The 14001-nt window shown below is 71.4% G+C and carries 14 protein-coding genes and 1 tRNA gene; 8 read left to right on the top strand and 7 right to left on the bottom strand.

What is annotated here, in order from left to right:
* Nucleotides 1-9: 9 nt before the first annotated feature.
* A complete protein-coding gene (locus ABG090_RS07770; RefSeq protein WP_347753885.1) occupies nt 10-450 on the bottom strand; it encodes a hypothetical protein in 441 nt (146 codons plus the stop codon).
* A complete protein-coding gene (locus ABG090_RS07765; protein ID WP_347753884.1) occupies nt 437-1153 on the bottom strand; it encodes a TetR family transcriptional regulator in 717 nt (238 codons plus the stop codon). The genes ABG090_RS07770 and ABG090_RS07765 overlap by 14 nt, the downstream gene beginning before the upstream one ends.
* Nucleotides 1154-1388: 235 nt before the next feature.
* Here ABG090_RS07765 and ABG090_RS07760 point away from each other — a divergent pair.
* A tRNA-Pro gene (locus tag ABG090_RS07760) sits at nt 1389-1463 on the top strand.
* 17 nt (nt 1464-1480) lie between these two features.
* Here ABG090_RS07760 and ABG090_RS07755 read toward each other — a convergent pair.
* The 4 genes from ABG090_RS07755 to sigK are packed head-to-tail and all read right to left on the bottom strand — an operon-like array spanning nt 1481 to nt 4819.
* Entirely contained in the window at nt 1481-2335 is an 855-nt protein-coding gene (locus ABG090_RS07755; protein ID WP_347753883.1) for a phosphatase PAP2 family protein, read from the bottom strand.
* Nucleotides 2332-3297, bottom strand: coding sequence for a DMT family transporter (locus tag ABG090_RS07750; RefSeq protein WP_347753882.1), 966 nt, complete (start codon nt 3295-3297; stop codon nt 2332-2334). The genes ABG090_RS07755 and ABG090_RS07750 overlap by 4 nt, the downstream gene beginning before the upstream one ends.
* 53 nt (nt 3298-3350) lie before the next feature.
* Entirely contained in the window at nt 3351-4274 is a 924-nt protein-coding gene (locus tag ABG090_RS07745; protein WP_347753881.1) for an anti-sigma factor, read from the bottom strand.
* On the bottom strand, nt 4271-4819 hold the full coding sequence (sigK, locus tag ABG090_RS07740) for an ECF RNA polymerase sigma factor SigK (RefSeq protein ID WP_347753880.1): 549 nt from the start codon (nt 4817-4819) through the stop codon (nt 4271-4273). The genes ABG090_RS07745 and sigK overlap by 4 nt, the downstream gene beginning before the upstream one ends.
* Nucleotides 4820-5038: 219 nt before the next feature.
* On the opposite strand from sigK, the gene tig reads away from it, so the two are divergent.
* The 3 genes from tig (at nt 5039) to ABG090_RS07725 (ending at nt 7805) form a co-directional block, all read left to right on the top strand.
* Entirely contained in the window at nt 5039-6400 is a 1362-nt protein-coding gene (gene tig, locus ABG090_RS07735; protein ID WP_347753879.1) for a trigger factor, read from the top strand.
* A gap of 122 nt (nt 6401-6522) precedes the next feature.
* The gene (locus ABG090_RS07730; protein WP_347753878.1) at nt 6523-7134 is read left to right on the top strand and encodes an ATP-dependent Clp protease proteolytic subunit; all 612 of its coding nucleotides are present in this window, start codon (nt 6523-6525) and stop codon (nt 7132-7134) included.
* Complete coding sequence (locus ABG090_RS07725) at nt 7134-7805, top strand: ATP-dependent Clp protease proteolytic subunit (protein ID WP_347753876.1); 672 nt, start codon at nt 7134-7136, stop codon at nt 7803-7805. Before ABG090_RS07730 ends, ABG090_RS07725 begins: the two co-directional genes overlap by 1 nt.
* A gap of 75 nt (nt 7806-7880) precedes the next feature.
* Here ABG090_RS07725 and ABG090_RS07720 read toward each other — a convergent pair whose 3' ends face one another.
* The gene (locus tag ABG090_RS07720) at nt 7881-8543 is read right to left on the bottom strand and encodes a copper resistance CopC family protein (RefSeq protein ID WP_347753875.1); all 663 of its coding nucleotides are present in this window, start codon (nt 8541-8543) and stop codon (nt 7881-7883) included.
* A 120-nt stretch (nt 8544-8663) separates the two neighbouring features.
* On the opposite strand from ABG090_RS07720, the gene clpX reads away from it, so the two are divergent.
* The 4 genes from clpX (at nt 8664) to ABG090_RS07700 (ending at nt 13909) form a co-directional block, all read left to right on the top strand.
* Nucleotides 8664-9941 carry an ATP-dependent Clp protease ATP-binding subunit ClpX gene (clpX, locus tag ABG090_RS07715; protein ID WP_347753874.1) on the top strand — a complete coding sequence of 426 codons (1278 nt, stop codon included), beginning with the start codon at nt 8664-8666 and terminating at the stop codon, nt 9939-9941.
* A gap of 71 nt (nt 9942-10012) precedes the next feature.
* A complete protein-coding gene (locus tag ABG090_RS07710) occupies nt 10013-10828 on the top strand; it encodes an ABC transporter ATP-binding protein (protein WP_347753873.1) in 816 nt (271 codons plus the stop codon).
* A gap of 52 nt (nt 10829-10880) precedes the next feature.
* Complete coding sequence (locus ABG090_RS07705; protein WP_347753872.1) at nt 10881-11882, top strand: iron-siderophore ABC transporter substrate-binding protein; 1002 nt, start codon at nt 10881-10883, stop codon at nt 11880-11882.
* Complete coding sequence (locus ABG090_RS07700; RefSeq protein ID WP_347753871.1) at nt 11879-13909, top strand: iron ABC transporter permease; 2031 nt, start codon at nt 11879-11881, stop codon at nt 13907-13909. Before ABG090_RS07705 ends, ABG090_RS07700 begins: the two co-directional genes overlap by 4 nt.
* Nucleotides 13910-14001 lie beyond the last annotated feature (92 nt).

Genomic DNA, 14001 nt, shown 5'->3' with positions numbered 1-14001 from the left:
GCCGCTCGGTCATGCGCCGCGGGTGCGCATGGCTCTGTCGTGCGCGAGCGCGCGAGCGAGCACCGCGGTGACGGCGCCGACGACGATCATGGGCGTCACGATCGCCCACCCCGACCCGACTGGCTCCGCCGACGCGAGCCCCGCGAGCGCCCCGCCGAGCGCTCCGAGCAATGCGAATACGATCACGTGCACGAATTCGTTCCGGACGCGGCGCAGCGCAGAGGCCGCCGCGATGGCGACGGGGATGCCGTAGACCGTGAGCGTGGGCAGGCCGATGATCGCTCCGAAGAGCATGACGATGACGGCGGCCGAGCCGGCCATCACCACCCCGACCACGAGGGACCCCGCCAGCAGAACGCCGGCGCCCACCAGCCATCCGAAAGCGATGTCGCCTGCCGTCCACTCGTGTGCTGCCGGGTCGCGCCACCCGTAGCGCTCACGCATCGTCACGCGGAAGTTCCTTGACGGCGGCCGCGAGGGCGACCACGTCGCGAACCTGCGATCGCAGCAGTGGCACAGCAGAGACGCGGAGCATCCGATCAAGCATCGGCACGGCCTGTGCGACGAGCGCCCGGGTGCGCCGCTGGCCGCGGCTGCGATCCGAGCTCCAGGCGAGCATTCCCGCGATCAGCAGTCCCCAGAGCAGCTCGGGGAGCTCGTCGACGAGTTGCCGGTCGGCGCGCAGGTCGGATGCGTCGACGACGTCTCGAAAGAGCGTGATCATTGCGGCGCGGGGTTGCGACGACTGCTCGCCGAAGGGGCTGACAGGGGAGTCGAGGCTGATCGCGTGCCCAATCGCCTCGGCGGCCACGCGGTGGAAGGGCGCGATCTCCTCGAGCGCGGCGCCGAGCACGATCGTCATGCGGTCGGCGAAGGGCCGCACGCCATCGAGCGCCATGCGAGCGCGAGCGTCGATCCGCGCGACCGTGTCGTCGTAGAGGTCGAGCAGCACGTGCTCTTTCGAGGGCAGCGACAGGTAGATCGTGCCGGGGGAGACACCGGCGCGCTGGGCGATCCCGCGCATGGTCGTCGCGTGCCAGCCGTCCTCGCGGAGGGCGGTCTGTGCGACCTCGCGGATGCGCGTAGCGGTGCGCGCGCCCTTCGTCTCGGGCTTTGGACCAGACAGCCGAAACGTCACCGGGGATTCGCTCACGGCCCGATGATACCTGAACGTGTTCAGTTTCGGCCGCCGGGCGAGCAACGCTGTGCCGCGCAGCGGTGTGAGCCCCGCCGCACAGGCGCGTCGACGAGCATCCGCTCGCTCCCTGTAGGCCTCCCGGACCTTGCGGACCTCTTCCGCCGAATCGGACCCGGTGCACCGGGTCGCCGAGTGCGGAAGGGGTCCGCGAACGCGGATAGACTCGCCTGTCGTACGGGAGCGATCCCTACGGGGCGTAGCTCAGCTTGGCTAGAGCGCCCGCTTTGGGGGCGGGAGGTCGCAGGTTCGAATCCTGTCGCCCCGACCGGTGCCGCGGCTGGCTCAGGCGGCGGCCCGCGCTTGGCGTCGCACCCGCACGGTGAGATAGATGCGATGCGCCGTGATCACGAGCGCCAGCCACGCGGCACCCAGCAGCCACCCGGCGACCACGTCGGTCACCCAGTGGTGGCCGAGGTAGACGCGGCTCGCGGCGACCAGGATGGTCGCGGCGACGGCGACTAGGACGATCCCCGCGCGTGCGAGCGCGCTCTCGCGACGCAGGATCAGCAGGTAGGCAATGACGCCGAGCAGCGCCACCGCGTTCAGCGTGTGGCCGCTCGGGAACGACGCCGAGATCTCGTACGGCGGCACGGCGTCGGCGATCGGCGGCCGGTCGCGGCCGATGAGCGACTTGCCGGCGACGGTCATGAGCAGCGAGCCGATGCCCGTGGCAACGACGAGCACGGCCGGCGTCCACGAACGGCGCCGGATGCTCAGGATCAGCAGCGCCGACACCGCGATGAGCGGCATGCCGATGGTGCCCGCGAGATCCGTGAAGCCGGTGATGAACGCATCCGCCCCCGGTTCCCGGATGGTGAGGATCGCGTCGAGCACGGGGCGGTCGATGCCTGCCACGCCGTCCTCATCCGTCACCGCCTCGTAGACGGCAGCGGCGAGGTAGGTGAGCGCCGACGTGATGGCTGCGCCGATCGCGAGCGTGATGACGAGCGCTGCATAGGGCCCCAGCCAGTCGCCGAGGCGGTGGCCGAGCTTCGCGATCCAGCGACCGACCCACGACGACCAGCGGGTGAGTTGCACGCCGCCGACCGAGGTGTCCTCGCGGCGCTCGGCGGCGGCCCCCGGCGCGGGTGCCGAGTCGTCATGCTGCTCATGCGGCTCGGGCGGCTGCGGCGTCATGCTGCCTCCTCGCTCGCGCGTCTGCTGGTACGTCGCTCGACGGTAGCGTGCGTGGCCCAGCGCTGCGCAGTGAGCACGACCGCGACGCCGACGGCCGCGACCGCCATGCCGAGCAGGCCCAGGAGCGACACGGGCACGCCAAACATCAGCCAGACCCAGAGCATCGTGGTCGGGGGAGTGAGGTAGAGCAGCGTGCTGACGAAGGTCGCGCCGTGCGAGCGCGTGACCGTCACGTACAGCATGTAGCCGCCGAGGCTCGAGATCCCCACGAGCCACAGGATCGCGAGCCAGAGCTCGGCCGTCGCGGGCATCGCCGCCTGACCTCGCACAGCCGCGACCAGCATGAAGGCAGCCCCCGCCACGACCGAGTGCATCATGAGGGTCTGCAGCAGGTCGTCGTGCGAGTGCCAGCGCCGCTGCAGCACGGTGCCGCTGCCGAGGCACAGCACGCCGATGACCGGCAGCGCATACGCCCAGATCGGCGCCCCGGTGTGGCCGAGCTGCCCCGACACCACGAGCGCGACCCCGCCGAATCCGACCAGCATGCCCACCCACATCCACGCGTTCGCGCGCTCACCGAGGAAGCGACCGGCGACCGTGGCGACGAGCATCGGCTGCAGCGCCGCGATCAGGGCGGCTGTGCCGCCATCGACGCCGAAGCGCACGCCCTCGAAGATCATCAGCAGGTAGCCGAACTGGCTCAGCAGGGCGACACCGCCCTGGCGCGCCCAGCTCTGCCATCGCGGCCAGCGGCGCCGCATGACGAGCATCGCGACGAGCAGGATCGACGAGAGCACGACGAAGCGCCAGGCGAGCACGGTGACAGGCTCGCCGTTCGCGCGCGTCGCCAGCTCCGCACCGACGAAGCCGGAGCTCCAGGTGATGATGAGCGCGACGGCGGCGACGACGATCGCGACGGGACCGAGGCGCGAGGAGCGAGCGGCGCTCGCGAGATCAGACACCGTCCGATCCTGTCAGGTCACCGGCACCGGCGACGCCGAGGGGCCGGGATGCGTCACGTCTGGACGACGAGGATGGGGTCGGTCGTGGGGGCCTCGGATCCGCCCTCGGGCTCGACGGTCACGCCAACGGCATCGCCCGCGGCCAGCTGCCCCTCGAGCAGCACGGCCGTGCTGCCGCCAGCGGTCTGGAAGACGCCGGCACTGCGCGGTCCGGCGCCGTCGATGTACCAGGCCTGGTAGTTGCGGCCTGCCGGCGCCGGATCGAGGCCCTCGAACAGCAGCACCGACTGGCCAAGCTCCGTCGACCAGATGGCGGTCGCCGTCGCGCCGCCCTCGAGCTCGACCTCGCTGCGCTGCGCATCGCCGGCGGCCACGATGGCGCCGAGCGTCTGCTGCTGGGAGTCGGCACCGAGCTGCGTGCCAATGGCGATGCCACCAGTCAGGATCGCCGCGCCTGCCGCGACGGCACCGAGCAGTTGCATGGGGCGCCACCGCGCACGAGCCCGTCGTTCCGCGGGTCCGGGGCCGCGTGCGCTGTCAGCGTGCCGCGGCGCACCGGCCGCGCGCGCCTCGGCGTCCTGCGGCTCGGCCGCCAGCGCTTCCGCACCGGTCACCTCGGTCGAGGGCGCGTCGGCGGCGAGCGCGGCCGTCCGCTGCGCGGCCAGCTCTGTGTTGTCGGGCTGCGCCTCATCGGACTGGGCGTCGGCGGGCTCGGCCACCTCCTGCGGCTCCGCGGCGATCGCCGCGAGCAGGCCGGCGCGCATGCTGACCGGGGGAGCGACGGCATCGGTCGCGAGCAGCGTCGCGATGTCTGCGAGCTCCTCCGCCTCACGGCGGGCAGCGGGCGATGCCTCCGCTTCGAATCGGACACGCTCATCGGGGGAGAGCGCGTCGAGCGCATAGGCGGCGGCGAGCTCGTCGATCGACTTGCGCTCGCGCATCGCGTCACCACCGTTCATCTCGTCACCCCCGCTCATGTCGTCACTCCTAGGATCTCGCGCAATCGGCGCATGCCGTCACGCATCCTCGTCTTCACCGTGCCCAGCGGCGCACCGATGCGCTCGGCGATCTCGGTCTGCGTCAGCCCGCCGAAGTAGGCGAGCTCGATCGCCTCGCGCTGCGCCGGGCTCAGCTCGGCGAGCGCCCGCTTCGCTCGCGCCGATTCCATGGAGGTCTCGACGCGCTCGGCGACCTCGTCGACGGGCACATTCGTGTCTCGCACTCCGATGCGCGCATCGCGGTCGCGCTGCGACTGCGAGGCGCGCACCCGGTCGACGGCTCGCGCATGAGCGATCTGCAGCAGCCAGCTGATCGCGGCCCCACGCTCCGGGTCGAAGCGCTGAGCGCGCCGCCACGCCTCGAGGAAGACCTCCTGCACGACCTCCTCGGCCTGTGCCCGATCGACCAGGATGCGCAGCACCAGGCCGAAGACGCGGGGAGCCGCGGCGTCGTAGAGCTCGGCGAAGGCACGCTGGTCGCCCACGGCGGCACGCACCAAGCACTGCTCCAAGCTGTTCGCCACGCGCACGAGTATTGCAGGCCGCACCTGAGGGAGCGGCGCGACGTGCAGAAGGGCGGTCATGCAGTGGGTTCGTCACCGGTGAACGAACGGATTGCGGCTCACAGGCGCGCGGCCGGTAGACTCGGGCGGCGGTCCGCCCTTCTGCGGTGGATCCTGCGCGCTCGCGCGCCCCAGGTCGGCACGGCCGGCACATCCGACGAACCCCCAGGAGACCACCTCGTGAAGACCACGGTCGAGAAGATCGAGAACACGCGCGCCAAGCTCACCATCGCGGTCGAGCCCGCTGAGCTGCGCCCCGCGATCGACCAGGCGTACAAGACCGTCGCCGAGCAGATCAGCGTCCCCGGCTTCCGCAAGGGCAAGGTGCCTTCGGCGATCATCGATCAGCGTGTCGGACGCGCGGAGGTGCTCAACCAGGCCGTCTCCGAGTCGATCGACGAGTTCTACCGCCAGGGCGTCGCCGAGGCCGGCGTGCGCCCGATGGGCCGCCCGCAGGCTGACGTCACCGCGTGGCCCGAGGTCAAAGACTTCTCCGGCGATCTCGTGCTCGAGATCGAGGTCGACGTCCGCCCCGACTTCGACCTGCCCGAGGTCGACGGCCGCACCCTCACGGTCGACGCGATCGAGATCGACGACGCCGCAGTGCAGAAGGAGCTCGACGAGCTGCGCGGCCGCTTCGGCACGCTCGTGACCGTCGACCGCCCGGCGGCCAACGGCGACTTCGTGCAGCTCGACCTGATCGCGACGATCGACGGCGAGACCGTCGACACCGCGAGCGGCATCTCCTACGAGGTCGGCTCCGGCGAGCTCATCGACGGCGTCGACGAGGCCATCGAGTCGCTCACCGCCGGCGAGGAGACCACCTTCACGTCGACGCTCGTCGGCGGCGACCACGCGGGCAAGGACGCCGAGGTCAGCGTGACCGTCCAGGCCGTCAAGGAGCGCGAGCTGCCCGAGGCAGACGACGACTTCGCCCAGATGGCGAGCCAGTTCGACACCATCGACGAGCTCAAGGCGGACCTCGCCGAGCAGGCCGGCCGCTCCGGCCGCCTCGCCCAGGCTGAGCAGGCTCGCCAGCTGCTGCAGGACGAGCTCATCGAGGCCGTCGAGATCGAGGTGCCCGAGGCCGTCGTCGAGGACGAGGTGACTCGCCACCTCGCGGCCGAGAACCGCGCCGAGGACGCCGAGCACGGCGAAGAGGTGCGCCAGGAGACGCGCAAGCTGCTCAAGCAGCAGATGCTCTTCGACCGCTTCGCGGAGGAGGAGAACCTCCAGGTCACGCAGCAGGAGCTGACGCAGATCATCGTGCAGCAGGCCGCGCAGTACGGCATGGGCCCGCAGGAGCTCGTGCAGGCGCTGGAGCAGAACGGCCAGCTGCCGGTGCTGCTCGGCGACATCCTCCGCGGCAAGACGCTCTCGACGCTGCTCAGCCGCGTCACGGTCGTCGACGACAAGGGCGAGACGGTCGACCTGACCGACTTCCTGCCCCCGGCCGAGTCGGACGAGGTCAGCGAGGACGACGTCGACGCTGCCGTGCGCGACAACGAGGAGCAGCTCGCCGCGGAACGCGCCGAGGACTGATCACCAGCGAGAGGGCCGGGCTCCAGCCCGGCCCTTTCGCATGCCTCCGCCTGCGGCGAACATGACCCGGAACGGGTGCAGCGCTCGCCTAGGGTTGAGAACAACGACAGAAGGAGTCACCCGTGGCTGAACCCGTCTTCGCCCAGTCGGTCTTCGACCGACTGCTGCGCGACCGCATCATCTGGCTCGGCGAGGAGGTGCGTGACGACAACTCGAACGAGATCTGCGCGAAGATCCTGCTGCTGGCCGCTGAGGACCAGAACAAGGACATCTACCTCTACATCAACTCGCCCGGCGGCTCGATCACCGCTGGCATGGCGATCTACGACACGATGCAGTTCGTGCCCAATGACATCGTCACGGTCGGCATCGGCATGGCCGCCTCGATGGGGCAGCTGCTGCTGACGGCCGGCGCCCCCGGCAAGCGCTACATCACGCCGAACGCGCGCGTGCTGCTGCACCAGCCCCACGGTGGCTTCGGCGGTACCTCGAGCGACATCCAGACGCAGGCGCAGCTGATCCTCGACATGAAGAAGCGCCTCGCCGAGATCACCGCCGAGCGCACCGGCAAGTCGGTGGAGCAGATCAACGAGGACGGCGACCGCGACCGCTGGTTCACGGCGCAGCAGGCGCTAGAGTACGGCTTCGTCGACCACGTCCGCGCTTCGGCCTCCGACGTCGCCGGTGGCGGCGGCACGGACCACGACATCATCGACACGGAGGGCGACAACTGATGGAGACCCCCACGTTCCAGGCCGGCGGCAGCGCGCTGCAGATGCCCGGCTCGCGCTACATCCTGCCGACCTTCGAGGAGCGCACGGCCTACGGCTACAAGCGCCAGGACCCCTACGCGAAGCTCTTCGAGGACCGCATCATCTTCCTCGGCGTCCAGGTCGACGACGCATCCGCCGACGACATCATGGCGCAGCTGCTCGTGCTCGAGTCGCAGGACCCGGATCGCGACATCGTGATGTACATCAACTCGCCCGGTGGCTCATTCACCGCGATGACGGCGATCTACGACACGATGCAGTACATCCGCCCCGCGGTGCAGACCGTCTGCCTCGGCCAGGCCGCTTCGGCAGCCGCAGTGCTGCTGGCCGCCGGCGAGCCCGGCAAGCGCCTCGCGCTGCCGAACGCGCGCATCCTGATCCACCAGCCCGCGACCTCGGATGCCGGCCGCGGCCAGGCGTCGGACATCGAGATCCAGGCGCGCGAGGTGCTGCGCATGCGCGGGTGGCTCGAGCAGACGCTCTCGAACCACTCGAAGCACGATGTCGCGCGAGTCTCGAAGGACATCGAGCGCGACACCTTCCTCTCGGCCGAGGAGGCCATGGAGTACGGCCTCATCGACCAGGTGCTCACGAGCCGCAAGACGGCGGCGCAGGCGCAGCTCGGCAGCTGAGAGCTGCACGACGGCTGAGGGCCGGCACCCGCGATGGGTGCCGGCCCTCTGCGCTGCCGGGATCCTGGTGGAGGCTCAGACCTCGTCGGTGTCGCGCGCCTGCCGCGAGGTGCGCATCCGGTTCGCGCGGTAGGCGATGACGGCCAGCACCGCGAGCACCGCCAGCACGCCGACGGTCAGGAACGGGAACGGCGCCGCGTCATCCTCGGCGGAGGCATCGGTGTCGGCGTCATCGCCCTGCTGCGCGGAGGCGGTCGCGGGAGCCGCCTCGTCGCTGGCGTCGGCCGATGCCGCCGGGGTCTCTGCCGGGGCGGGCTCGGCGCTCTCGGTCGCCGCGGCGCCGCAGACGGGGGCCTCAGCCACACCGGGTGCGCCGGCCTCACCCGCAGCCGGCTCGAACGCGAACTCGATCGTGTCGGAGACCGGGTGGCCGTCGGCGGAGACGACCTGGTAGGTGACCGTGTAGTCGCCAGCCTCGCCGAGCTGGGCGTCGAGGGACGCGGTGTCGCCGTCGACGGTCAGGCAGCCGTCCCCGTAGTAGCGGCCCGATGCATCGGTGATCTGGATGGCGTTCGAGCTGTCGGCGCCGTCGACCGAGAGGATCTGCTCGTTCATGACGACGCTGAACGTGCCTGGCTGCTCGGTGACCGTGGCCCCGTCGGCAGGGGTCGAGCCGATGACGGATGCGTGGGCGGGCAGGAGCAGGGCAGCCGAGAGCACGGCAAGAGCGGGAAGCATGCCTCCACGATACCGGCCGCGTTCGAAGCGGAACGGCGTGGTCGGCGGCCGTGTCAGCGCCCCGCAGTAGTCTTGGGACACGGGCGCAGCCTGCGTTCGACGACGATCGGGAGATGCGAGATGGCGCGACTGGGAGAGAGCGGCGATCTGCTGAAGTGCTCCTTCTGCGGAAAGAGCCAGAAGCAGGTGCAGCAGCTCATCGCTGGGCCCGCGGTGTACATCTGCGACGAGTGCGTCGAGCTGTGCAACGAGATCATCGAAGAGCGCATGGCGGAGGCCGACGGCACGCCGCCCGCCGAGGGCTTCCGGCTGCCGAAGCCGCGTGAGATCTTCGAGTTCCTCGAGGAGTACGTGGTGGGGCAGGAGAGCGCGAAGCGATCGCTCGCGGTCGCGGTCTACAACCACTACAAGCGCGTCGCCGCATCGCAGCAGCTGGAGTCTGCCGACACCGTGGGCGACGGCGTCGAGATCCAGAAGTCGAACATCCTCATGGTCGGGCCGACCGGCTGCGGCAAGTCGTACCTCGCCTCGACGCTGGCGAAGCAGCTGAACGTGCCGTTCGCGGTCGCCGACGCCACCTCGCTGACCGAGGCCGGCTACGTGGGTGAGGATGTCGAGAACATCCTCCTGAAGCTCATCCAGGCGGCCGACTTCGACGTCAAGCGCGCCGAGACGGGCATCATCTTCATCGACGAGATCGACAAGGTGGCGCGCAAGGCCGAGAACCCGTCGATCACGCGCGACGTCTCCGGTGAGGGTGTGCAGCAGGCGCTGCTGAAGATCATCGAGGGCACGGTCGCGTCGGTGCCGCCGCAGGGCGGCCGCAAGCACCCGAACTCCGAGTTCATCCAGATCGACACGTCGAACGTGCTCTTCATCGTCGCGGGCGCCTTCGCCGGGCTCGAGGACATCATCGCCAACCGCTCCGGCAAGCGCGGCATCGGCTTCGGCGCTCCGGTGGCATCGCTGAAGCCCGACCTCAACGTCTTCGAGGAGGTGCTGCCGGAGGACCTGCACAAGTTCGGCCTCATCCCCGAGTTCATCGGCCGCCTGCCCGTGATCGCGACCGTCTCGCCGCTCGACCAGGCGGCGCTCGTGGAGATCCTCTCGGAGCCCAAGAACGCGCTCGTCAAGCAGTACCAGCGCATCTTCGAGATCGACGGCGTCAAGCTCGACTTCGAGCCCGAGGCGCTGCAGTCGATCGCCGATCTCGCCGTCGAGCGCAAGACGGGCGCCCGCGGACTGCGCTCGATCCTCGAGACCGTGCTGGCGCCGGTGATGTTCGAGGTGCCGTCACGCGAGGGCGTCGAGCGGGTCATCGTCACGAAGGAGTCGGTGCAGGGCAAGGAGTCGCCCGTAGTCCTCACCGCGGACGACATCGAGGAGCTCTCGGCATAGGCGAGATGCCTGCCGCGCGGTGACGCCTCACGACTTGCCACCTGGCGTGAGGTAAGGCTACCCTTACTCGTGTGATCCCCGCACCTTCGGCTCTGCACGCGAGCGACATCTCGCTCGCGTACGGGCGGGAGCGCATCGTGCATGAGGCGTCCATCGCCCTGCGGCCGGGGTCGGTCACCGCGCTGGTGGGCCCGAACGGCAGTGGCAAGTCGACGCTGCTCCGCGGACTCACCGCGCTCCACCGCCCCGATGCCGGGTCGGTCGTCTTCGGTGACGGCGTCGACGCGGCTGCGCTGGGGGAGCGCGAGCTCGCCCGCCGCGTCGCAATGCTCGCCCAGTCGCATCCCGACCCCTCGGGCGTGAGCGTGCGCGAAGTCGTCGCCTACGGTCGCTTCGCGCATCGCGGGCGACTCCGCGCGGGCGATCCCACCGGCGCGCAGGTCATCGATCGCGCCATGGCAGCGACCGGCATCGCCGAGCTCGCGGCACAGCCCGTGTCGCAGCTCTCGGGCGGTCAGCGCCAGCGCGTCTGGCTCGCGACCTGCCTGGCGCAGGAGACCGGCGTCGTGCTGCTCGACGAGCCCACGACCTTCCTCGACGTGCGGTATCAGCGCGAGATCCTCGAGATCATCCGCGACCTCGCGGATGACGGCGTCGCCGTCGGCGTGGTGCTGCACGATCTCGAGCAGGCGGCAGAGATCGCCGACGAGGTGGTGCTGCTCGTGCACGGGCGCATCCTCGCCGCCGGCACGCCGCACGCGGTGCTCACGGCCGAGCGCCTCAGCGCCGCCTACGAGGTGCCCATCGACGTCGAGTCCGTCGCCGACGGACTCCGCATCCGGCCGCAGCGGCTCCGCCGCCGACCGGCCGTGTCACGCGCCGCGTGACGCGCATCCCCACCACGCCCCGGCCGTGCGCCAGGGCAGAGGAAGGCCGACCATGACCAGGAAGACCCTGCCCACCAGGCCGCTGCTCGCGGGCGCTGCGGTGCTCACGGCGCTCGCGCTGGCAGCCTGCGGCACGACGGAGGCCCCGGTCGACGGCGACGCCTCGGACGCGGCCGGCGAGAGCGTCACGGTGACGGATGCGCGCGGCCAGGACGTCGAGATCCCCGGCGAGGTCGAGGACGTGGTGGCGCTCGAGTGGGTCGCGGTCGAGCACCTGCAGACCGCCGGCGTCGTGCCGGTCGGCGTGGCCGATGTGGCCGGCTATCAGGACTGGGCCGGCACTGGCGCGCCGCTCGAGGGTGAGCCCACCGACGTCGGCACGCGGACCGAGCCGTCGATCGATGCCATCGCGGGGCTCGCGCCCGACCTGATCGTCGCCGTCGCCGGCCGCGACGCCGGCGCCTACGCCGATCTCGAGGCCATCGCGCCGGTGCTGGTGCTGCGGGGCGCCGACGCGAGCGCGCCGCTCGAGACCATGCTCAACGATCTGCGCATGGTCGGCGAGGCCGTCGGCGGCGAGGACGCCGCGGAGCAGGCGATCACCGACTTCGAGACGCACCTCGACGAGCTTTCGGCTCGCGCCGAGGAGGCCGGAGTCGCCGGCACGCCGATCGCGCACATGGACGGCTATGAGAACGGCGGGCAGGTCGAGATCCGTCCGTACGCTGACGGGGCCCTGCTGCCCGCCGCGTTCGAGTCGATCGGCTTCCTCAACGGCTGGCCCGGCGAGGGCGACGAGCAGTACGGTCTCGGCGTCACGGACGTCGAGGGGCTCACCGCGCTGGCGGATGATGCCTGGATCGTCTACCTGACGGTGGGCGACCGCGATGTGTTCACGCAGGATCTCGCCGACAACGCCATCTGGAACGACCTCCCCTCGGTGCAGGCTGGCAATGTCGTGCGCCTGCCCGACGGCATCTGGCTCTTCGGCGGCGTCGACTCGGTCACCGCCTACCTCGACGCGCTGCTCGCCTCGGTCACCACCTCCCCGTGACGCGGGCCCGGCCGGGAGGGCTCGCGCTCGGCGCGGCCCTCCTCGTCGCCCTGCTCGCGCTCTCCGCCTGGCACGCGACGCAGGGCACGACGCAGCTTGGCATGTCCGAGCTGCTCGGCTGGCTGGGAGGCGAGCAGGGCAACGCGTCGGTGATCCTGGAGAGCAGACTGCCGCGCATCGCGGCGGCGGTCGTCGTCGGGCTCGCGCTCGGCGCCGCCGGCTATGCGATGCAGACGCTCACCGGCAACCCGCTCGCCTCGCCCGACACCCTCGCCGTCAACGGCGGGGCCGGTGCCGCGATCGCACTCGCCGCCGTCTTCGGCATCAGCCTGCCGGGCATCGGCGGTGCCGGGCTCGCCTTCGTCGGCGGAATGCTCGCCGCGCTGCTGGTGGTCGCCATCGGTCGTGGCAGAGGGTCGACGACGCAGATGGTGCTGGTCGGCACCGCGCTCGCGCTCGCGCTGCAGTCGGTCACCACGGTGGCGATCATCCTGGCAGAGCAGGAGACGGCGGGGCTGTTCGCCTGGGGCGTCGGGCGGCTGTCGCAGAACGGCATCGACACGGTCGTGCAGCTGCTGCCGATCGTGCTCCTCGGCATCGCGGTGCTGCTGCTGCTCGCGCGCAGGCTCGATGTGCTGGCGCTGGGCGAGGAGGTCGCCACCACGATCGGCGTCGGCGTCGGACGACTGCGGCTGACGACGCTCGTCGCTTCCGTCGCACTCGCCGCCGCCGCGGTCGCGATCGCCGGACCGATCGGCTTCGTCGGCCTCGCCGCACCCATCGTGATCCGACTGCTGGCCGCGCGCATCCCGGGCGCCTCGCGGCACCTGATCGCGATCCCGCTGGCCGCGCTCGCCGGCGCCGTGCTGGTGGTGGGGGCGGATGTGCTGCTGCGCGCCGCACTCGGCGGGGTCGCGTCGCTCGACGTGCCGACAGGCGTCGTCACGAGCCTGATCGGCGCGGCCTGCATCATCGCGCTCGCCCGCTCGGTGGCAGGCTCGGCGGAGACCGAATCGATGGCCGTGCTCGGAGCCCGCACGATCGCCCGCCGGGCCTGGCTGCCCATCGCGGTCGCCGCCGTCGTGCTCGTCGCGATGGCTGCCGCGGCGGTGCTGCTGGGCGATCGGATGCTGCTGCTGGGCGACGTCGTCAACTGGCTCGGCGGACGCGCGGGCGACGCCGTGCGCGTCACGCTCGACACCCGCACGCCGCGCGTCCTCGCCGCTGTGCTGGCCGGGATCGCGCTCGCGCTCTCTGGCGGGCTCGTGCAGGCGGTGGCCCGCAATGCGCTGGCGGATCCGTATCTGCTCGGCGTAGCCGGGGGCGCGGGGCTCGGCGCCGTGAGCATCATCACGCTCGTGCCGGTCGCGACCGGCTGGGCGGTAGCCGCGAGCGCGCTCGGCGGGGGAGCGATCGTCGGCGTCGCGGTGCTGCTGCTGGTCGGCTGGCGCCGGCTCGGGTCGCTGCGACTCGTGCTCACCGGGCTCGCGATGTCGGCGGCGACCGCGGCGGTCACGAGTCTGCTCATCGTGACGACCGATCCGTGGAATCGGGCCAAGGCGATCGTCTGGCTCGCCGGCTCGACCTACGGGCGCGGCTTCGAGGATGTGCTCCCGGTCGCCGTGGCGATCGTGGCCGCGGTGGCGGCGCTGCTGTGGATGCATCGCGGCCTCGACCTCGCGCAGCTCGACGAGGCAACCCCGCGGCTGCTGGGCGTGCGTCTGACGAGGCTGCAGGTGCTCGCGCTCGCGCTGGCGGTGGTGCTCGCCTCGACGGCGGTCGCCGCGATCGGCGTCGTCGCGTTCGTCGGCCTCGTCGCTCCGCACGCGGCACGTGCGCTGGTGGGGGCTCGGCACCGCGTGCTGCTGCCGCTCGCGGCGCTGCTCGGCGGCACGCTCACGCTGCTCGCCGACACGCTCGGGCGGACGCTGATCGCGCCGGCGCAGCTGCCGGCAGGTGTGATGACGGCGCTGGTCGGCATCCCCTACTTCATCTGGCTGGTGCTGCAGGCGGGGCGGGGGCGCTGAGGTCGGGGGCGGTTCGGTCTCGTGACGCGCCCTGCGGGCGCTCCTCGACCTGCGGGGTGTGAGGAGCGCCCGGTCTCGTGACGCGCCCTGCG

Origin of the sequence: Agrococcus sp. ProA11 (genome assembly GCF_039880525.1) — a bacterium.
GTDB lineage: Bacteria > Actinomycetota > Actinomycetes > Actinomycetales > Microbacteriaceae > Agrococcus > Agrococcus chionoecetis.
This window is presented reverse-complemented; position numbering and strand designations above follow the sequence as displayed.